This window comes from Streptomyces sp. NPDC079141 (assembly GCF_040686775.1).
Lineage (GTDB): Bacteria > Actinomycetota > Actinomycetes > Streptomycetales > Streptomycetaceae > Streptomyces.
In genome coordinates this window covers 381,567-400,582 of sequence record NZ_JBFBLP010000002.1, presented here as the reverse complement: position 1 = coordinate 400,582, position 19,016 = coordinate 381,567, and the positions used below count along the sequence as shown (strand labels likewise).

Sequence of the window (19,016 nt, the reverse complement as noted above, 5' to 3'; positions counted from 1 at the left end):
CGCCCGCGCGACCGTATCGCTAACGAAAGCTTTACAGCAAGAGGCTTGAAACTCATAGCAAGAACTTTCACGAGCAGCCTTGACGTGTTCTTCTCAACTGCCGCACGCTCACAAGCTGTTGAATCCAACACCTTTCGTTTCGGAGCCGCTCATGAACCGACACCATCCCCCAGGCGTCCTTCGCCGCGCCGTGACCGCCGGCGCCCTGGCACTCGCCGGCCTCGTGGCCGTCCCCGCCTCCCCCGCCCAGGCGGACGCCACCGCCTCCGGCGATGTGATCGCCAACCTCTGGTCCTACAACTGGGAGTCCGTCGCCGCCGAGTGCACGGACGTGCTCGGCCCGAACGGTTACGGCGCCGTCTGGGTCGCCCCGCCCGCCGAATCGCTCAAGCAGTCCAACTACTACTGGTGGGACGTCTACCAGCCGTACTCCTACGAGCTCAGCGGCCGCTTCGGGACGGCGGCGCAGTTCGCCTCGATGGTGGACGCCTGCCACGACGCCGGCGTGAAGGTCTACACGGACGCGGTGATCAACCACACCGCCGCGCAGACCGGCACCGGCTACAACGGCACCACGATCAGCAACAAGTACGACACCCCGGACTGGGACCCGGACGACTTCCACACGTCCGCCGAGTGCGCCGACTCCGACCTGATCATCGACGACTGGTCGAACCTCACCGAGATACAGAACTGCGAACTGCTGGGCCTGCCCGACCTGGAGACCGAGGACGACGACGTCCGCTCCGGGATCGCGGCCTACCTCAACAAGCAGCTCGCCCTCGGCGTCGACGGCTTCCGCATCGACGCCGCCAAGCACATGCCGGTCGCCGACCTCAACGCGATCTGGGCGAAGCTGGACAACACGGCCTCGGGCGCGGAGCCGTACATCTTCCAGGAGGTGTACCCCGGCTCGACCCCGGCCGCCTCGGACTACTACGGCGCCGGTGACGTCCTGGACTTCACCTACGCGAGCAAGCTGAAGTCGGCCTTCCAGGGCAACGTGAGCGACCTTGAGTCCCTCTCCTCTGCTGGCGTGCTGACCCCGGCCCACTCGGTGTCCTTCGTGACGAACCACGACACCGAGCGCAACGGCCTGCACATGAGCTACAAGGACGGTGACACCTACCGCCTGGCGAACATCTTCCAGCTCGCCTACAAGTGGTCGACCCCGACGGTCTACTCGGGCTTCGAGTTCTCCTCCTCCGACCAGGCCCCGCCGAACTCCAGCGGCTTCGTCACGGACACCGACTGCGCCGGCGGCTGGTACTGCCTCCAGCGCGACACCGCGATCACCGGCATAGTGAAGTGGCACAACGCGGTCGGCTCGGAGTCGGTGGCCAACTGGTCCACCAAGTCCTCCGGTGTGATCGGCTTCGGCCGCGGCACCGCCGGCTACGTCGCGATCAACAACGGCTCCTCGGCGGCGACGTACACCTTCGCGACGGGGATGGCCGACGGCACGTACGCGAACGTGACCGACAACGGCGCGACCACGGTGACGGTCTCCGGCGGCAACGCCACCCTCACCATCCCCGCGAAGAGCGCGATCGCCTTCTACGACGGCGAGTTCACCCCCTGCGACACCGCCTGCGAGGAGCCGGACGACGGCACCTCGACGGTGACGGCGACCTTCAACGAGTACGCGGCGACGACGAGCGGCCAGGACGTGTACGTGGTCGGTTCGATCGCGGCGCTCGGCGCCTGGGACCCGGCCAGGGCCGTGAAGCTCTCGTCCACCGGGTACCCGATCTGGTCGGGCGAGGTGAGCGTTCCCGTGAACACGTCCTTCGAGTTCAAATACATCAAGAAGGACAGCTCCGGGAACGTCACCTGGGAGTCGAACGCCAACAGGTCGGCGTCCACCACGACGTCCGCGGTCTCCCTCGACAACTCCTGGAACGTGGCCGACTCGGGCGCGACCGACGTCACCTTCAACGTCAGCGCCACGACCGACTGGGGCACCAACGTCTATGTCGTCGGTTCCCTCGCCTCCCTCGGCTCCTGGAACACCGCCGATGCGATCCCGCTGTCGTCGGCCGCGTACCCGACCTGGAGCAGGACGGTCATCGTCCCCGAGAGCACGACCTTCGCGTACAAGTACATCAAGAAGGACGGCTCCGGGAACGTGACCTGGGAGTCGGGCACGAACCGCTCGTACACGACCGGCGCGGCGAGCGGCTACACGACCGGCGACAGCTGGAAGTAGGGCTTCAGCAGCTCGACTTGCCCGCGTAGATCGCCAGCGCCGTGTTGGCGCCCAAGGTGGCGGTGAACTGCCCACTGGAGTTCACCGTCACCGTCGTGTTGTTCTGCACGTTGCAGTACGTCCCCGCGGGCAGCGAGGTCTGGTACGTCCGGTTCAGCGAGCCCGACTCGTGGTTGATCGCCACGTAGCCCTTGCTGCCCCGGCCGAAGGCGATCGCGTCGCCGCCGTTGTCCCACCAGTTGGTGACCGACTCGCCGCGTGTGGCGTTGCGGAAGGCGACCATGCGCTGGATCTCCGGCCAGGCGTGCTGGCACTTCCAGCCGTCCTGCCAGCAGGCGTTGACCGTGCCGCCGTTGGGCGGGCCGGCGTCGATGTCGGACCACTCGTAGCCGGAGTTGATGTCCGGCGCGCCGTAGGGGTGGGCGAGCATGAAGACGTTGGCCAGGGTGTAGTTGGCGCCGTCCTTGTAGTTGAGCGTGGAGCCGTTGCGCTCGGTGTCGTGGTTGTCGACGAAGACGCCGGAGACGCCGCTGCTCATGTAGCCCCAGCCCTCGCCGTAGTTCTTCAGGTAGGCGAGGTTCTCGTTGTTGAAGACGCGCTTGAGGTCGTAGGCGTAGCGGAACTCCTGGACATCGCCGTTGCCCGTGTACTCGGTGGGCTGGACGGCCTCTCCGCTGCCGTAGATGACCTCCTGCTTCCAGTAGACGGAAGGGTTCGTCAGGCGGCTCTTGATGTTCGCCAGGTCCGCCGCGTCGATGTGCTTGGCCGCGTCGATGCGGAAGCCGTCGACGCCGAGCGACAGGAGGTCGTTCATGTAGCCGGCGATCGCGCCGCGGACGTAGGACTCGCTCGTGTCGAGGTCGGCCAGGCCCACCAGTTCGCAGTGCTGGACGTTCCAGCGGTCCTGGTAGTTGGTTATCTGGCTCGTGCAGTCGTCGAAGTCGTACGAGGAGTACAGGCCGGGGTAGGTGTACTTCGTGTACGACGAGCCGCCGGTGCCGGTGCCGCTGCCCGCGGACATGTGGTTGACGACCGTGTCGACGACGACCTTCACACCGGCCGCGTGGCAGGTGTTCACCATGTTCTGGAAGGCCGTGCGGTCACCGAGGCGACCGGCGATCTTGTAGCTCACGGGCTGGTACGAGGTCCACCACTGCGCGCCCTGTATGTGCTCGGCGGGCGGGGAGACCTGGACGTAGCCGTAGCCGGCGGGGCCCAGTCGGTTGGTGCACTCGGTGGCGACCGAGGCGAACTTCCACTCGAACATCACCGCGGTGACGTCCTTGGTGCCGGGCGGGGAGGCCTGGGCGGTGCCGGGGGCGAGGACGGCGGCCGTGGCGGCGAGCGCGAGGGCGGCGCCCGAGACGGTTCTGGTTCTGGCCATGTGGGGGTTCCTTCACCTTTGAAGGGGCTTGCTGAAATCTTTCAGAAACCTTGCGGTGGCCAGATGTTAAAGGCCCGCTGCCCAAAAGGGCAGCGGGCCGGCGGAAGTTGCTGCAAGAAGTTACACGGCCGTGCTGAACCAGACGGTCGTGTCCGCCGGCAGCTTCGTCTCGCCGTCGGCCTCCGTCACCTCGCCGCTGGCAAGCAGTACGCGGCCGTGGGCGGGGGTCGTGATCGACTCGCCGCTGGTGTTGGCCACGCAGACGAACTCGCCGCGCCGGAAGGCGAGGACGCCCTCGGGCGCCTTCAGCCACTCCACCTCGTCGCCCGCGCCCAGGTCGGGGTGGGCACGGCGGGCGGCGAGGGCGGAGCGGTACAGCTCCAGGGTCGAGCCGGGCTCGCCGGTCTGGGCCTCGACGCTCAGCTCGCCCCACGTCGCCGGCTGGGGCAGCCAGCTGCCGCCCGAGCCGAAGCCGTACGACGAGCCCTCGCGGGTCCACGGGATCGGCACCCGGCAGCCGTCGCGGAAGCCGTCCTGGCCCTCGCCGCGGAAGTACGCGGGGTCCTGGCGGACCTCGTCGGGGAGGTCGACGACGTCCGGCAGGCCGAGTTCCTCGCCCTGGTAGACGTAGGCCGAGCCGGGCAGGGCCAGCATGAGGAGGGTGGCCGCGCGGGCCCGGCGCAGGCCCAGCGCGCGGTCGCCGGCCGTGCGGATCTGGGTGCCGAGGCCGGGCGGGTTGGCGAAGCGCGTGGCGTGGCGGGTCACGTCGTGGTTGGACAGGACCCAGGTGGCGGGGGCGCCGACCGGGCGCATGGCCTCCAGGGTGCGGTCGATGACCGCGCGCAGTTCCTCGGCGTCCCATTCGGTGCCCAGGTACTGGAAGTTGAAGGCCTGGTGGAGCTCGTCGGGGCGGACGTAACGGGCGGTGCGCTCGACGGTGGGAGTCCAGGCCTCGGCGACGAAGATGCGCTCGCCCGAGTACTCGTCGAGGATGACGCGCCACTGGCGGTACACCTCGTGCACGCCGTCCTGGTCGAAGAACGGCATGACATCGTTGCCCAGCAGCTTGACCTGATCGCCGGCACCGCCGATGTCCGGCAGGCCCTCGGCCTTCACCATGCCGTGGGCCACGTCGATACGGAAACCGTCGACGCCCATGTCCAGCCAGAAGCGCAGGATGGAGCGGAACTCGTCGCCGACGGCCGGGTGTTCCCAGTTGAAGTCGGGCTGTTCGGGGGCGAAGAGGTGCAGGTACCACTCGCCGTCCTCGACGCGGGTCCAGGCGGGGCCGCCGAAGATGGACTCCCAGTCGTTGGGCGGGAGTTCGCCGTTCTCGCCCTTGCCGGGGCGGAAGTGGTAGCGGGCGCGGGCCGGGGAGCCGGGGCCCTCGCGCAGGGCGCGCTGGAACCACTCGTGCTGGTCGGAGGAGTGGTTGGGGACCAGGTCGACGATGATCCTCAGGCCGAGCTCATGGGCGTCGCGGATCAGCGCGTCGGCGTCGAGCAGGTTGCCGAACATCGGGTCCACGGCCCGGTAGTCGGCGACGTCGTAGCCGGCGTCCGCCTGTGGGGAGGCGTAGAAGGGGCTGAGCCACACGGCGTCCACGCCGAGGTCGCGCAGGTACGGGAGTCGGGAGCGTACGCCTTCCAGGTCGCCCATGCCGTCGCCGTTGCTGTCGGCGAAGCTGCGCGGATAGACCTGGTAGATCACCGCGTCTCTCCACCAGTCGCGGCGGTGGGCGACGGTGGCGACGGCGGAGTTCTGTGCCGGGTCGGCGGAGTGCTGGCTCATGGCTTCCTTGATGCGTAAAGGAGTCATCGGGTGGGGGTTCGGGGGAAGTTGACGAGGCGGCCGCAGTGACAGCGGGGTCGGATGGACACCGCGGCCGCCTCGGGTCAGGGGGCGTCTAGCCCTTGGTGCCGCCGGCGGTGAGGCCGGTGACGAGGTTCTTCTGGACGATGTAGAAGAACGCGGTGACCGGTATCGCGACGAGTACCGCGGTGGCGGCCATGAGATGACGCTGGGCGTCGTGCTCGCTGACGAAGGTCTGCAGGGCGACGGCGAAGGTGTACTTCGTGTCGGACAGCATGAACGTCGAGGCGAAGGCGACCTCACCGAAGGCGGTGATGAAGCTGTAGAAGCCGGCGACCGCCAGGCCCGGCTTGGCGAGCGGCAGGATCAGCCGCACGAAGGTGCCGAAGGGCGAGAGTCCGTCGACGCGTCCGGCCTCGTCGATCTCGAACGGGATGGTGTCGAAGTAGCCCTTGAGCAGCCAGGCGCAGTACGGCACCGCGGTCGAGCAGTAGACCAGGACCAGGCCGAGGTAGCTGTCGATCAGCTGGAGTTCGGACATGATCTGGTACATCGGCACGATGAGGACGGCGATCGGGAACATCTGGGTGACCAGGAGCACCCACATGAACTTCTTGTAGCCCGGGAAACGCATCCGGGAGACCGCGTAGCCGGTGGTCGCGGCGATCATGACGCCGATGACCGTGGTGCCGAGCGAGACGATCAGCGTGCTCCACAGCCAGTCGAAGAAGTTCGTCTCCTGAAGGACGAACGAGTAGTTGTCCAGCGTCATCTTCCCCCAGATGTCACCGGGGTGCAGATAGTCGTCCTTGTCCGGGCCGAGGGACAGGAAGACCAGCCAGGCGATCGGGAAGAGGGCGACGAGGCTCGCGACGGTCAGGATGCCGTGGGAGACGAGCGAGCCGGCGAGGCTGCGTTCGCCGCGGCCGCGCACCTTGCCCTTCGGTTCCATCCGGCGCTCCTCGGTGATTTCGGCGGAGGTCTCAACGGTAGTGGTGCTCATGGGAACTCCTGCCTCAGATCGCGAGCTGCTGGTCATTGCGGTTCAGCCAGCGGCGGTAGAAGGAGGTGAAGACGATCAGGATGGCGAGCAGCAGCATGCCGTAGGCGGCCGACTGCGCGAAGTCGCGCGGCTGCTGGCCGAAGCCGAGGTAGTAGGCCCAGGTGACGAGGATCTGGGCGTCGGGGGCGGTGTCGCCGAACAGCAGGAAGATGATGGCGAACTGGTTGAAGGTCCAGATGATGCCGAGCAGGATCACGGTGGAGCTGACGGAGCGCAGACCCGGCAGGGTGACGTAGCGGAACTGCTGCCACTTGCTCGCGCCGTCCATCTCGGAGGCCTCGTAGAGGGTGGAGTCGATGGACTGAAGTCCGCCGAGCAGCGAGAGCATCATGAACGGCACACCGCACCAGGTGTTGACCATGATCGCGGCGAACCGCTGCCAGAAGGTGTCCTCCAGCCACGCCGGGGTCGGCAGATGCAGGAACTCCAGACCGGAGTTGATCACGCCGCCGTCGGCGAGCATGAAGCGCCAGCCGAAGACGGTGACGAAGGTCGGCACGGCCCAGGGCAGGATCAGGATCAGCCGGTACAGGGTGCGGCCGCGCAGCTTCTGGTTGAGCAGCAGCGCGAGGCCCAGGCCGATCGTGAAGTGGAGGGCGACACAGGCCGCCGTCCAGAAGATCGTCCAGATGAAGTGGGACCAGAACCGGTCGTACGAGGTCTCGCCCCACAGGATGTCGGCGTAGTTGTCGAAGCCGATGAACTTGTACGTGGCCTCGATCTCGTTGACGCCGATCGTGCGGGCCGTGTTGAGGCTGTTGGCGTCCGTGAGCGTGAGGTAGAAGCCGTAGGCCAGGGGGTAGAGCACGAGCACGCCGAGCACGACCACCACCGGGGTGATCATCGCGTAGGCGTACCAGTGCTTCTGGTAGGCGTGCTTCAGGCGCTGGCCCAGCCCGGGCCGCGGAGCGCGGTCACCGCGGCGCTTGCCGGTGGCGCGGTCGATGGCGACTGTCATGGTTCTCGACACCTTCTGGAAGATCAGGAGTTGGGCCAGGCCAAGACCTGCGACCGCCGGGTCCCTCCCCCCATATCAGGCGGGACCCGACGGTCACTGGCGGATTACTTGCTGAAGTCCGGCACCAGCTTGGCGATGGCGGTCTCAGCGCTGCTCAGACCCTCGTCCAGGGACTTCTTGCCGCCGGCGACGGCGAGCAGCTCGGTGTCCACCGGGCCCCACAGGGAGCTGTACTCCGGCAGCGCCGGGCGGGGCTGGGCGACGGCCAGGACTTCCTGGTAGCCGGCGATGCCCGGGTCGGCGACGACCTTGACGCTGTAGGCGTCGTCACGCGTGGGCAGCGTGGAGTTCTTCAGCGCGATGGTCTCCTGGGCGTGCGCGGAGGTCATGAAGTTGACGAACTTCAAGGACGCCTCCTGGTGCGCCGCGTCGGAACCGGCGTAGACCGACAGGTTGTGGCCGCCCGTGGGGGCGCCCTGACCGGCGGAGCCGGCCGGGACCTTGGCGATGCCGAGGTTGGCCTTGTCCTTGAACGCCGAGCCCTTGTAGAAGTTCGTGATCTCCCACGGGCCCTGGATGATCGAGGCGACCTTGCCGCTGACGAACGCCTCCTGGATGTGGGCGTAGGCGTCGGCGGTGGTGTCGGCCTTGTGCAGGCCCTTGCCGTCGAAGAGCTCCAGCCAGGTGCCGTAGGCCTTCTTGGCCTCGGCGGAGTTCACGGTGATCTTCTTGGCGTCGGCGTCGACGGTGTCGGTGCCCTCGCCGTGCAGGAAGGACTGGGCGTAGTAGGCCTGGGTGGAGCCCCAGTAGCCGTCGACGCCGGTCTTGCTCTTGATCGTGGCGGCGGCCTTCTTCAGGTCGTCCCAGGTCTGGGGGGCCTCGACGCCGGCCTTCTCGAAGAGTTCCTTGTTGTAAACAAAGGCGAGGGTGTCCGTGGTGAAGGGGACGCCGTAGGTCTTGCCCTCGTACTTGGCCTGCTCAAGCAGGTTCGACTTGAACTTGCTCTCGTCCGCGAGGGCCTCGGTGCCGTCCAGCGGCAGGAAGAAGCTCTTCTTGGCGAAGGCGGGGGTCCAGCCGACCTCGGAGCGCAGGATGTCCGGGGCGCCCTTGGAACCGGCGGCCGTGTCGAACTTGTTCTGCGCCTGGTCGAAGGGGACGTTGACGTACTTGACCTTGATGTTCTTGTTGGCGGCCTCGAACTCCTTGACCAAGGCCTTGTACGTCGGTGCCTCGTTGGTGGCGTTGGAGGTGTCCCACCAGGTGATGGTGACCGGGCCGTCGGCCTTGTCTCCGCTGTCGCTGTCTCCGCCGCAGGCCGTCGCCGCGAGGGCGAGGGACGCCACCAGCGCGGTGGCCGCTATGCCACGCCGCATGAGTTCTCCTTGAGGGTGAAAGCCCGTGTGGTGCAGGGGGCGGTCCCGTCGTCCGTCCCTGCCGACTTGCCGACTGCGCCGTTGCGGCCGCCGGGCGACGTGAACGTAACAGCCATGTAAGCGTTGCGAAAGACCTTGCAGAAAAAAAGTGCAAGGCGTCTCAGAAGTTACCCGTGCGTGACCTGCCGTCGACCGCCGTGAGACCGTTGTTCTGCGGGGTTGAGCGGGCACGGACCGTGTTGTGCAAGACTCTGCAAGCTCTTGCCATCCGTTTCACGAGGGGACGCCATGTCGCAGCAACCCGCAGCGCGCCGGTCAACCGCCCGCACCCGGCGTCCGATTGGTGTGCAAGGCGACATACGGCCGGTACAGTCCAGTGCCGTGACCACACGGCTTGCGGATATCGCTGCGCAGGCGGGGGTGAGCGAAGCGACCGTCAGCCGCGTCCTCAATGGGAAGCCGGGCGTCGCCGCCACCACCCGTCAGTCGGTGCTGGCTGCCCTCGATGTCCTGGGCTACGAGCGCCCGGTGCGTCTGCGGCAGCGCAGCGAGGGCCTGGTGGGCCTGATCACCCCGGAGCTGGAGAACCCGATATTCCCGGCCCTCGCCCAGGTCATCGGCCAGGCGCTGACCAGGCAGGGCTACACCCCGGTGCTCGCCACCCAGACCCCGGGCGGCTCCACCGAGGACGAGCTGACCGAGATGCTGGTGGACCGCGGGGTCGCGGGCATCATCTACGTCTCCGGACTGCACGCCGACACCACGGCCGACATGCAGCGCTACGAGCGGCTGCGCGCCCAGGGTGTCCCGTTCGTGCTGGTCGACGGCTTCTCCCCCAAGGTGCAGGCGCCGTTCATCTCCCCCGACGACCGGGCCGCGATGACGCTGGCGGTCACACACCTGGTCTCCCTGGGCCACACGCGCATCGGCCTGGCCCTCGGCCCGAAGCGCTTCGTGCCGGTCCAGCGCAAGATCGAGGGCTTTGTGCGCACGATGCAGGACCAGCTGGGCCTGGCCGCGGAGACCATAGAGACCGAGCTCGTCCAGCACTCGCTGTACACCCTGGAAGGCGGCCAGGCGGCCGCCATGGCGCTCATCGACCGGAAGTGCACCGCGGTGGTCTGCGCGAGCGACATGATGGCTCTGGGGGCGATACGGGCGGCCCGGCAGCGGGGCCTGGAGGTCCCGACGGACTTCTCGGTCGTCGGCTTCGACGACTCCCCCCTGATCGCCTTCACCGACCCGCCGCTGACGACGGTCCGCAAGCCGGTCCCGGCGATGGGCCAGGCCGCGGTGCGCACGTTGCTGGAGGAGATCGGCGGGACTCCCGCACCGCACAGTGAATTCGTGTTCATGCCGGAGCTGGTGGTGCGCGGTTCGACCGCTTCGGCCCCTGGGGACCGAAATCGTCCCTAAGGCGGAGAATGATCGGCCGCCGACCGTGCACTCGTAGTACGGCCGGACGTCCTCCCGTCGTAGAACGTGCGACCGGAACCCGACCAGGGGATGATCGGTGGGGGAAAGCATTTCTGGCAGACTCTGTGCCTATGGGTGACACGACCGTGACCGAGCTGGGAGACCGCACACAGGCGGCCGTTCCGAACTCCGTCACGGATTCGGACAGGCCGGGCCTGCTGCGCCGGCTGCGCACTCCCCGGCGGCCCCGGCTGTGGTTCGAGATCCTGCTGATTGCGGTGAGTTACTGGACGTACTCGCTCGTCCGTAACGCGGTCCCGGAGCAGCGGGCCGAGGCACTGCGCAACGCCGACTGGATCTGGCGGGCGGAGCACACGCTCGGCGCGGCCTTCGAGCAGTCGGTCAACCACGCGGTGAACTCGGTGACTTGGCTCATCGTGGGCATGAACTACTACTACGCCACGCTGCACTTCGTGGTGACCCTGGGTGTCCTCGTGTGGCTCTACCGTAGCCATCCCGGACGCTATGCGGCGACCCGTATGGTCCTCTTCGCGACGACCGGCGTCGCCCTCCTTGGTTACTATCTGTATCCGCTGGCGCCGCCCCGGCTGATGACCGGCGGCCACTTCATCGACACCGTCATGGTCCACCAGACCTGGGGTTCGATGGCCTCGGGCGACCTGAAGACCATGTCGAACCAGTACGCCGCGATGCCGTCGATGCACATCGGCTGGTCCCTGTGGTGCGGCCTGACGATCTTCGCGCTCGCCTCTCTGCCCTGGGTCCGCATTCTGGGCCTCCTCTACCCGGCCGCCACCCTGGTGGTCATCGTCGCCACCGCCAACCACTTCTGGCTGGACGCGGTGGGCGGCCTGCTCTGCCTGGCCTTCGGCTACGCGGTGGTACGAACCTGGTACGGGGCGCTGCCTTACGCGCTGCCGCAGCTGGTGCCCGGCCGGGGCGGGCCGCTGGTGCCGGGCAAGGTCTGAGGCCGTCCGCCCCTGCGGTGAAGGGGTCGGGCGAGGTCTGAGCCGCCCCTGCGGGGCAGGGTGCTCAGGCCCCGTAGAACAGGTGCTCCACCACGTTCCGGGCCCGTCGTGCGGTGCGCCGGTAGTCGTCGAGCATGTCCCCGACGTGTCCGGGGCCGTACCCGAGGTACCGGCCCACGGCCGCCAGCTCGCGCCCGTCGGAGGGGAAGGTGTCGCCGGCCCGGCCGCGGACCAGCATCACCGCGTTGCGGACGCGGGTGGCCAGGACCCAGGCCTCGTCGAGGATCGCCGCGTCCTCGGCGTGGACGAGCCCGGCGGCGCAGGCTGCGGCAAGGGCCTCGCGGGTGCGGGTGGTGCGCAGGCCCTGCTGTGTCGAGCCGTGGCGCAGCTGGATGAGCTGCACCGCCCACTCGACGTCGGACAGACCGCCGGGGCCCAGTTTGGTGTGCAGCTTGGGGTCGGTGCCGCGCGGGAGGCGTTCGGACTCCATACGGGCCTTCAGGCGCCGGATCTCGCGCACCGAGTCGTCCCCGAGGCCGTCCACCGGGTAGCGCAGGGGGTCGATCAGCTCGATGAAACGGCTGCCCAGGTCCTCGTCCCCGGCCACCGGCTCGGCCCGCAGCAGCGCCTGCGACTCCCACACCAGCGACCAGCGGCGGTAGTAGGCCTCGTACGAATTCAGCGTGCGCACGAGCGGCCCGGTCTTGCCCTCCGGGCGCAGGTCGGCGTCGATCAGCAGGGGCGGGTCGGCGCTCGGGATCTGGAGCAGGCGCCGCATCTCGGAGACGACGCGGTTGGCGGCCTGTGCCGCCTCCTGGTCGCCGACGCCGTCGCGCGGCTCGTGCACGAACAGGACGTCCGCGTCGGAGCCGTAGCCCAGTTCGTGGCCGCCGAAGCGGCCCATGCCGATGATCGCGAACCGGGTGGGCAGTTCGTCCCCCCAGCCCTCGCGCACGACCGCGCGCAGCGTGCCGGCGAGGGTCGCGGCCGTGAGGTCGGAGACCGCGCCGCCGACCCGGTCCACCAGCGCGCCCTGGTCGGCCTCGGCGGGCTGGGTCTCGGTGCCGTAGGAGCCGACGATGTCGGCGGCGGCCGTACGGAACAGTTCGCGGCGGCGGACGCCTCGGGCGGCGGTGACGGCCTGGACGGCGCCGTCGGCGCGGCCGACCGCGGCGAGGGTCTCCTGCTCCAGGTGGGCCCGGGAGCGCGGGGCCAGGCCGCCGCCCTCGCGCTCGCCCTCGCCGAGCAGCGCCACCGCCTCGGGGGCGCGCATCAGCAGGTCGGGGGCGAGGCGGCCGGCGGAAAGGACGCGGGCGAGGTTCTCCGCCGCCGCGCCCTCGTCGCGCAGCAGCCGCAGGTACCAGGGGGTCTTGCCGAGGGCGTCGGACACCTTGCGGAAGTTCAGCAGGCCGGCGTCGGGGTCGGCGGAGTCCGCGAACCAGCCCAGCAGGACGGGCAGCAGGGTGCGCTGGATCGCCGCCTTGCGGGTGACGCCGGAGGCCAGTGCCTCCAGGTGCCGCAGGGCGGCGGCGGGGTCGGCGTAGCCGAGGGCGACCAGCCGTTCGCGGGCCGCCTCGGTGCTGAGGCGGGCCTCGCCGGGGGCGAGTTGGGCGACCGCGTCGAGCAGCGGGCGGTAGAAGAGCTTCTCGTGCAGCCGGCGTACGACGCCGGCGTGCCGCTTCCACTCGCGGTTGAGGTCGGCGACCGGGTCGCTGCGCAGGCCGAGGGAGCGGCCGATGCGGCGCAGGTCGGCCTCGTCCTCGGGGACGAGGTGGGTGCGGCGCAGCCGGTACAGCTGGATGCGGTGCTCCATGGAGCGCAGGAAGCGGTAGGCGGCGTCCAGTTGGGCGGCGTCGGCGCGGCCGACGTAGCCACCGGCGGCGAGGGCCTGGAGGGCGTGCAGGGTGGTGCCGCTGCGCAGCGAGGCGTCCGCCCTGCCGTGCACCAGCTGCAGGAGCTGTACGGCGAATTCGACGTCCCTGAGTCCGCCGGGGCCGAGCTTGAGCTGGCGGTCGAGTTCGGCGACCGGGATGTTCTCCACGACCCTGCGGCGCATCTTCTGCACGTCGGCGACGAAGTTCTCGCGCTCGGCGGCCTTCCAGACGAGGGGTTCGAGGGCGGCGACGTACTCCTCGCCGAGTTCGATGTCACCGGCTACCGGGCGGGCCTTGAGGAGGGCCTGGAACTCCCAGGTCTTGGCCCAGCGCTGGTAGTAGGCGCGATGGCTGGAGAGTGTGCGCACGAGGGGGCCGTTGCGGCCCTCGGGGCGGAGGTTGGCGTCGACGGGCCAGATGGAGCCCTCGACGGTGGTCTCGGAGCAGATCCGCATCATGTGCGAGGCGAGCTTGGTGGCGGCGCGCAGGGCCTTGCCCTCGTCGGCGCCGTCCACGGCCTCGCCCACGAAGATGACGTCGACGTCGGAGACGTAGTTGAGCTCGTGGCCGCCGCACTTGCCCATCGCGATCACCGCGAGGCGGCACAGGGCGGCGTCCTCCGGGGCGGCGGTGCGGGCGATGGCCAGCGCGGCGCGGAGGGTGGCGGTGGCGAGGTCGGCGAGTTCGGCGGCGCTCTCGGCGACGTCGGTGGTGCCGCAGACGTCGCGGGCTGCGATGGAGAGAAGGCAGCGGCGGTAGGCGACGCGGAGGGAGACGGGGTCGGTGGCCTCCGCGAGGCCGCGTTCGAACTCCTCCACGCCTGGGTGCAGGTCGCGGGGCTCGTAGGTGACGAGGGCGTGCCAGTCGGCGGAATGGCGGGCCAGGTGGTCGGCGAGCGCGGCGGAGGCGCCGAGGACGCCCAGGAGGCGGTCGCGGAGTGGCTTGGCCGCTATCACCGTGTCGAGCAGCTCGCGGTCGGGCTGTGCTTCCAGTAGCCGTACGAGGCCGTGGAGGGCGAGGTCGGGGTCGGCGGTTGCGCCCAGTGCTTCCAGGAGTACCGGGTCGTTGCGTACGGGGGTCAGCTCGGGGCTGTCCAGGAGGCGCTCGGCGGCCGAGGGGTCGGTGAATCCGTGTCGCAGCAGGCGGGTGAAGGTGCTGCTTCTGCGCCCCGGCGCCGTCATGCTCGGCCTCCTGTCCGATCAAGGTCGTACCGGTTGAGCGTAACCGCTGCGCTGGGCTTGGGCTCGGTGCCTGCGGCGGCCCGTTTCGGTTGGGTGGGGTGCGCGTTGCGCCTTGTGTGCGGTTGTGGGTCGGGGCCGTGCCGGGGGGTGTCCGTCCTCGGACCGGCGGTGCTGTGGGTTTGGGGGGTGGTGTGTCTTTACGCCGGCCTCTGCGGGCGGACACCCCCCGGCACGTCCCCTTCCCGCCGTACGCGGGTGCTGGTTCGCTCCCGCTGGGCCCGTCCGCCCCGCCTGCCGTGGGTGGCCGCGGCTCCGTGGGGGTGCGTCGTCGTGTGGGTAAGCGGTGGCGCTGGGCTTCGTTTTCCGGTTCGGTGGAGCTGGTCAGTCTTCAGGGAGGACGTTGGTATGGACTTCACGCTTGAAGTGATCCCGCTGCCTGTCAGCGACATCGATCGTGCCCGGGACTTCTATCGGGACAAGGTCGGCTTCCATGTCGACATCGACCAGGAGGTCATGCCCGGGATGCGTATCGTCCAGCTGACGCCCCCGGGGTCCGGCTGTTCGATCGCGCTCGGGGACACGATCTGGGAGATGGCGAAGGGGGATCGGCCCGCGCCGGGCTCTTACCAGGGGCTCCAGCTGTGTGTGGCGGACATCAAGGCGGCTCGGGCGGAGCTTGTGGAGCGGGGGCTTGAGGTTTCGGAGCCCGTGCAGTATTCGCCGGACGACGGGGCGACGTTCATGTACTTCACTGATCCGGACGGGAACGGGTGGTCGGTGCAGGAGTACCGGCGGAGGGCGGCGGAGCCGCTGCACAAGGTCCTGGGGGATCTGGCGGCCGGGCAGGAGGGGTAGGGGGCAACGAAAAGCCGCGGCTCCTCGGTGCCGCGGCTGTTGTTGTCCTCGCTTCCGGAGGGGGGAAGGGTCAGTTGTGGCCGCCCGGGGCGTGGCCGGCCGGGTTCTGGTTCTCGGACTCCTGGGTCAGTCCGGCGCCGCCGCAGCTGGGCTGCTGGCCTCCGGGCTGTTGCCCGCCGTTGTTGGTGCACTGGGTGTCGGCCGGCGCGATCTTGGCGTCGGCGACACCCGCGCCGCCCAGGCTCAGTGCGCAGACGGCGGCACCGGCGCCAAGCGCCGTTGCGATCCGCTTTGCAAGCAATCCGGCTGTCATTTCGCTCAGCCTCCTTGCGTCTTCTCCCGCCCCAGGCTTCTCTCCAGCACCGGGCAGGTCAAGACGAAGTGGACAATTCCATAGGAAACGACAGGACCGGCCGCACTCCCTGTGAGGGGTGCGGCCGGTGTGTGAGAGTCAGAGGACCGGCAGGTTCTTCCGCAGCTCGAACGCCGTGACCTCGGAGCGGTACTCCTCCCATTCCTGGCGCTTGTTGCGCAGGAAGAAGTCGAAGACGTGCTCGCCGAGCGTCTCGGCGACCAGGTCGCTGCGCTCCATCAGGGTCAGGGCCTCGCCCAGGTTCTGCGGGAGGGGCTCGATGCCCATCGCGCGGCGCTCGGCGTCGGAGAGGGCCCAGACGTCGTCCTCGGCGCCCGGGGGCAGCTCGTAGCCCTCCTCGATGCCCTTGAGGCCGGCGGCGAGCAGGATGGCGTAGGCGAGGTAGGGGTTCGCGCCCGAGTCGATCGAGCGGACCTCGATGCGGGCGGAGCCGGTCTTGCCGGGCTTGTACATCGGGACGCGGACCAGGGCCGAGCGGTTGTTGTGGCCCCAGCAGATGTACGAGGGGGCCTCGCCGCCGGCGCCCGCGGTGCGCTCGGAGCCGCCCCAGATGCGCTTGTAGGAGTTGACCCACTGGTTGGTGATCGCGGAGATCTCCGCGGAGTGCTTCAGCAGGCCCGCGATGAAGGAGCGGCCGACCTTGGAGAGCTGGTACTCGGAGCCCGACTCGTAGAACGCGTTGCGGTCGCCCTCGAAGAGGGACAGATGCGTGTGCATGCCACTGCCCGGGTGCTCACTGAACGGCTTCGGCATGAACGTCGCCTGGACGCCCTGCTCCAGCGCCACCTGCTTCATGACCAGGCGGAACGTCATGATGTTGTCCGCCGTGGAGAGGGCGTCGGCGTAGCGGAGGTCGATCTCCTGCTGGCCGGGGGCGCCCTCGTGGTGGGAGAACTCGACCGAGATGCCCATCGACTCCAGCATGGTGATCGCCTGGCGGCGGAAGTCCATGCCGATGTTCTGCGGGGTGTGGTCGAAGTAGCCCGAGTTGTCGGCGGGGGTGGGGCGTGAGCCGTCCAGCGGCCTGTCCTTCAGGAGGAAGAACTCGATCTCGGGGTGGGTGTAGAAGGTGAAGCCCAGGTCCGAGGTGCGGGCCAGGGCTCGCTTGAGGACGTAGCGCGGGTCCGCGAAGGACGGGGAGCCGTCCGGCATCAGGATGTCGCAGAACATGCGGGCCGTGCCGGGGGCCTCGGCGCGCCACGGCAGGATCTGGAACGTGGACGGGTCCGGCTTGGCGATCATGTCGGACTCGTAGACCCGGGCGAAGCCCTCGATCGCGGAGCCGTCGAAGCCGATGCCCTCGTCGAAGGCCTGTTCCAGTTCGGCCGGGGCCACGGCGACGGACTTGAGGAAGCCCAGCACGTCCGTGAACCACAGGCGTACGAACCGGATGTCGCGCTCCTCCAACGTACGGAGCACGAACTCCTGCTGCTTGTCCATCTTCCGCTTCCCCATCCTTGCTGGTCAGGCCGCCTTCCCCTCGCGCCACGGGAGGCGGTCGGGCACCTGAGCATCCCACCACAACACCATTTCATGCGCGTTGCCGACCTTGATCGTCGAACCGACCTCGGCCTGAACGCCTCACGACTGGCAGGTGTACGGCTCTGGTGCCCATCTTGCCTGCTCGGACAGACATACGTAATGCCCGGCCCCGGTCGGCTGTCCCGGCCGGGGACCCCGCTTTAATTGGTATTTCAGATGCAAGTTTTAATGGGTCCTGTCCGTCGAGTCGACAGCCCGAAGGAGATCCCGATGCTGTCCGAAAAGTCCGCCATCACCGTCCGCGCCACCCTCCCCGCCGTCGGTGCCAACCTCGGCGAGATCACCGAGCGCTTCTACGCCGGTCTCTTCGCCGCCCACCCCGAGCTGCTGCGCGACCTGTTCAACCGCGGCAACCAGGCCGCCGGCACCCAGCGCCAGGCCCTCGCCGGTTCCATCGCCGCGTTCGCCACGCACCTGCTGGAGCACCCGGACCGGCGGCCCGACGCCATGCTCGCCCGCATCGCTCACAAGCACGCCTCCCTCGGGGTCACGCCCGAGCAGTACGAGGTCGTCCACAAGCACCTGTTCGCCGCCATCGCCGACGTCCTCGGCGAGGCCGTCACGCCCGAGGTCGCCGCCGCCTGGGACGAGGTCTACTGGCTGATGGCGAACGCGCTCGTGGCCCTGGAGAAGCGGCTGTACGAGGAGGCCCGCGAGCCGGGCTGGCGGGAGTGGGAGGTCGTGGAGCGCGTCCAGGAGACCTCCGATGTCGTCACCTTCCGGCTGCGTCCCCTCGACGGTGGGCCGGTGGCGGACTTCCGGGCCGGCCAGTACGTCTCGGTGCGTGTCCCGCTCGCCGACGGTGCCCGGCAGATACGGCAGTACAGCCTGTCCGGGGCGCCCGGGTCGACGCTGCGGCAGATCAGCGTCAAGCGGGTGGCCGACGGGGAGGTCTCGGATCATCTCCACACGCGTGTGGACGAGGGTGGTGTGGTCGAGCTGTCCGCTCCCTACGGTGACCTCGTTCTGGGCAGTACCGGTGAGGCACCTTTGCTGCTCGCCTCCGCGGGGATCGGTGTGACGCCGATGGTCGCCATGCTGGCCCAGCTCGCCGAGGACGGGCACGAGGGGTCCGTCACGGTCGTGCACGGTGACCGGTCGCCCGGCGAGCATGCCCTGCGCGCCGAGCAGGAGGCGTACGCGGGGAAGCTCGCGGATGCGCGTGTGTCTTTCTGGTACGAGGAGGGGGCGGACGCGGATGCCCGTTCCGGGCTGGTCGACCTCGGGGACGTCGACGTAACGGAGGGCACGCGCGCGTACCTGTGCGGGCCGCTGCCCTTCATGCGGGTCGTGCGGGAGCAGCTGATCGGCAAGGGCGTGGCTCCGGCCGATATTCACTACGAGGTGTTCGGGCCCGACCTGTGGCTGGCTCAGACGTCGCGCGCCTGACGAGGCGCTCTCCTGCCGATCTCCAGCAGCAGCGGGCCCGTCGGCGCTTCCACCATGTCCCCCACCGTCAGCGGGTCCAGCGAGGCGTAGAAAGCCTCCTGGGCCCTGCGCAGGGCCCCGCGCAGGCGGCAGGCCGAGTGCAGGGGGCAGGGGGTGGTGCCCTCGCATTCGACGACGTCGCCGTCGCCCTCGAAGGTGCGGACCACCGCGCCCACGGACGCCGTGCGGCCCTTCTCGGTGAGGGCCAGGCCGCCGCCGCGGCCACGGCGGGCGTCGACCAGGCCCTGGTGCTGGAGTTCGGCGACGACCTTCGCGGTGTGCGTGTAGGGCACGCCCATGTCCGCGGCGACCTCGCGGGTCGTGGGCGTGGACGTGTCGGGGACGGCGAGTCGCATGAGGACCCGCAGGGCGAGGTCGGTGGAGCGCAGCAGCCGCATACCGGAAGGCTAGGTAATGCGCATCTGCGCTTCAAATTATTCGCCGGGGTACCTGTCGATTCGGTAGCGATCCGGCCCTTTCCTGTGACCTCCCTTCGGGAGGCCACTTGCTCCCCATTACGATCAGCGGACTCGACCGTCCCTTTCCCCAGAAGGACATC

General features: G+C 69.0%; 14 protein-coding genes. 5 read left to right on the top strand and 9 right to left on the bottom strand.

The genetic code is table 11. The annotated features are described in order from the left end of the window. The first annotated feature begins 151 nt into the window (after window positions 1–151). Window positions 152–2,209, top strand: coding sequence for a carbohydrate-binding module family 20 domain-containing protein (locus AB0Q90_RS06890; RefSeq protein WP_363157954.1), 2,058 nt, complete (start codon window positions 152–154; stop codon window positions 2,207–2,209). Window positions 2,210–2,213: 4 nt separating this feature from the next. Here AB0Q90_RS06890 and AB0Q90_RS06885 read toward each other — a convergent pair whose 3' ends face one another. The 5 genes from AB0Q90_RS06885 to AB0Q90_RS06865 all read right to left on the bottom strand — a co-directional run bounded on the left by AB0Q90_RS06885 (window position 2,214) and on the right by AB0Q90_RS06865 (window position 8,799). Then, on the bottom strand, window positions 2,214–3,593 hold the full coding sequence (locus AB0Q90_RS06885) for an alpha-amylase family protein (protein WP_363157953.1): 1,380 nt from the start codon (window positions 3,591–3,593) through the stop codon (window positions 2,214–2,216). A 120-nt stretch (window positions 3,594–3,713) separates the two neighbouring features. Continuing rightward, complete coding sequence (locus tag AB0Q90_RS06880; protein ID WP_363157952.1) at window positions 3,714–5,384, bottom strand: glycoside hydrolase family 13 protein; 1,671 nt, start codon at window positions 5,382–5,384, stop codon at window positions 3,714–3,716. 115 nt (window positions 5,385–5,499) lie between these two features. Then, complete coding sequence (locus tag AB0Q90_RS06875; RefSeq protein WP_363157951.1) at window positions 5,500–6,408, bottom strand: carbohydrate ABC transporter permease; 909 nt, start codon at window positions 6,406–6,408, stop codon at window positions 5,500–5,502. 13 nt (window positions 6,409–6,421) lie between these two features. After that, window positions 6,422–7,426, bottom strand: coding sequence for a sugar ABC transporter permease (locus tag AB0Q90_RS06870; RefSeq protein ID WP_363157950.1), 1,005 nt, complete (start codon window positions 7,424–7,426; stop codon window positions 6,422–6,424). Window positions 7,427–7,530: 104 nt separating this feature from the next. Then, window positions 7,531–8,799, bottom strand: a complete 1,269-nt coding sequence (locus AB0Q90_RS06865; RefSeq protein ID WP_363157949.1) for an extracellular solute-binding protein — start codon at window positions 8,797–8,799, stop codon at window positions 7,531–7,533. A 381-nt stretch (window positions 8,800–9,180) separates the two neighbouring features. On the opposite strand from AB0Q90_RS06865, the gene AB0Q90_RS06860 reads away from it, so the two are divergent. Continuing rightward, window positions 9,181–10,215 (top strand): LacI family DNA-binding transcriptional regulator, encoded by a 1,035-nt coding sequence (locus tag AB0Q90_RS06860; protein ID WP_363157948.1) that lies wholly within the window; start codon window positions 9,181–9,183, stop codon window positions 10,213–10,215. A gap of 131 nt (window positions 10,216–10,346) precedes the next feature. Continuing rightward, entirely contained in the window at window positions 10,347–11,204 is an 858-nt protein-coding gene (locus tag AB0Q90_RS06855) for a phosphatase PAP2 family protein (protein WP_363157947.1), read from the top strand. A gap of 64 nt (window positions 11,205–11,268) precedes the next feature. Here AB0Q90_RS06855 and AB0Q90_RS06850 read toward each other — a convergent pair whose 3' ends face one another. Then, the gene (locus tag AB0Q90_RS06850) at window positions 11,269–14,259 is read right to left on the bottom strand and encodes a bifunctional [glutamine synthetase] adenylyltransferase/[glutamine synthetase]-adenylyl-L-tyrosine phosphorylase (RefSeq protein ID WP_363157946.1); all 2,991 of its coding nucleotides are present in this window, start codon (window positions 14,257–14,259) and stop codon (window positions 11,269–11,271) included. A gap of 405 nt (window positions 14,260–14,664) precedes the next feature. Here AB0Q90_RS06850 and AB0Q90_RS06845 point away from each other — a divergent pair, with 405 nt between their 5' ends. Beyond that, a complete protein-coding gene (locus tag AB0Q90_RS06845; RefSeq protein WP_363159445.1) occupies window positions 14,665–15,114 on the top strand; it encodes a VOC family protein in 450 nt (149 codons plus the stop codon). A 70-nt stretch (window positions 15,115–15,184) separates the two neighbouring features. Here AB0Q90_RS06845 and AB0Q90_RS06840 read toward each other — a convergent pair whose 3' ends face one another. Then, window positions 15,185–15,427: a hypothetical protein gene (locus tag AB0Q90_RS06840; protein ID WP_363159446.1), complete on the bottom strand. Its 243-nt coding sequence runs from the start codon at window positions 15,425–15,427 to the stop codon at window positions 15,185–15,187. Window positions 15,428–15,565: 138 nt separating this feature from the next. Beyond that, window positions 15,566–16,927 (bottom strand): type I glutamate--ammonia ligase, encoded by a 1,362-nt coding sequence (gene glnA / locus AB0Q90_RS06835; RefSeq protein ID WP_363159447.1) that lies wholly within the window; start codon window positions 16,925–16,927, stop codon window positions 15,566–15,568. Window positions 16,928–17,239: 312 nt separating this feature from the next. On the opposite strand from glnA, the gene AB0Q90_RS06830 reads away from it, so the two are divergent. Continuing rightward, on the top strand, window positions 17,240–18,418 hold the full coding sequence (locus AB0Q90_RS06830; RefSeq protein WP_363159448.1) for a globin domain-containing protein: 1,179 nt from the start codon (window positions 17,240–17,242) through the stop codon (window positions 18,416–18,418). Here the strand turns inward: AB0Q90_RS06830 and AB0Q90_RS06825 are convergent. Continuing rightward, window positions 18,400–18,855, bottom strand: a complete 456-nt coding sequence (locus AB0Q90_RS06825) for an Rrf2 family transcriptional regulator (RefSeq protein WP_363159449.1) — start codon at window positions 18,853–18,855, stop codon at window positions 18,400–18,402. The two genes, AB0Q90_RS06830 and AB0Q90_RS06825, sit on opposite strands and share 19 nt — an antisense overlap. Window positions 18,856–19,016: the final 161 nt, after the last annotated feature.

Bases quoted from the DNA above. Each gene is read 5' to 3' on its own strand.
- AB0Q90_RS06870 (WP_363157950.1), bottom strand. From the start codon at position 7,426: ATGACAGTCGCCATCGACCGCGCCACCGGCAAGCGCCGCGGTGACCGC.
- AB0Q90_RS06830 (WP_363159448.1), top strand. From the start codon at position 17,240: ATGCTGTCCGAAAAGTCCGCCATCACCGTCCGCGCCACCCTCCCCGCC.
- AB0Q90_RS06875 (WP_363157951.1), bottom strand. From the start codon at position 6,408: ATGAGCACCACTACCGTTGAGACCTCCGCCGAAATCACCGAGGAGCGC.
- AB0Q90_RS06850 (WP_363157946.1), bottom strand. From the start codon at position 14,259: ATGACGGCGCCGGGGCGCAGAAGCAGCACCTTCACCCGCCTGCTGCGA.
- AB0Q90_RS06845 (WP_363159445.1), top strand. From the start codon at position 14,665: ATGGACTTCACGCTTGAAGTGATCCCGCTGCCTGTCAGCGACATCGAT.
- AB0Q90_RS06880 (WP_363157952.1), bottom strand. From the start codon at position 5,384: ATGAGCCAGCACTCCGCCGACCCGGCACAGAACTCCGCCGTCGCCACC.
- AB0Q90_RS06885 (WP_363157953.1), bottom strand. From the start codon at position 3,593: ATGGCCAGAACCAGAACCGTCTCGGGCGCCGCCCTCGCGCTCGCCGCC.
- AB0Q90_RS06855 (WP_363157947.1), top strand. From the start codon at position 10,347: ATGGGTGACACGACCGTGACCGAGCTGGGAGACCGCACACAGGCGGCC.
- AB0Q90_RS06825 (WP_363159449.1), bottom strand. From the start codon at position 18,855: ATGCGGCTGCTGCGCTCCACCGACCTCGCCCTGCGGGTCCTCATGCGA.
- AB0Q90_RS06890 (WP_363157954.1), top strand. From the start codon at position 152: ATGAACCGACACCATCCCCCAGGCGTCCTTCGCCGCGCCGTGACCGCC.
- AB0Q90_RS06865 (WP_363157949.1), bottom strand. From the start codon at position 8,799: ATGCGGCGTGGCATAGCGGCCACCGCGCTGGTGGCGTCCCTCGCCCTC.
- AB0Q90_RS06840 (WP_363159446.1), bottom strand. From the start codon at position 15,427: ATGACAGCCGGATTGCTTGCAAAGCGGATCGCAACGGCGCTTGGCGCC.
- glnA (WP_363159447.1), bottom strand. From the start codon at position 16,927: ATGGACAAGCAGCAGGAGTTCGTGCTCCGTACGTTGGAGGAGCGCGAC.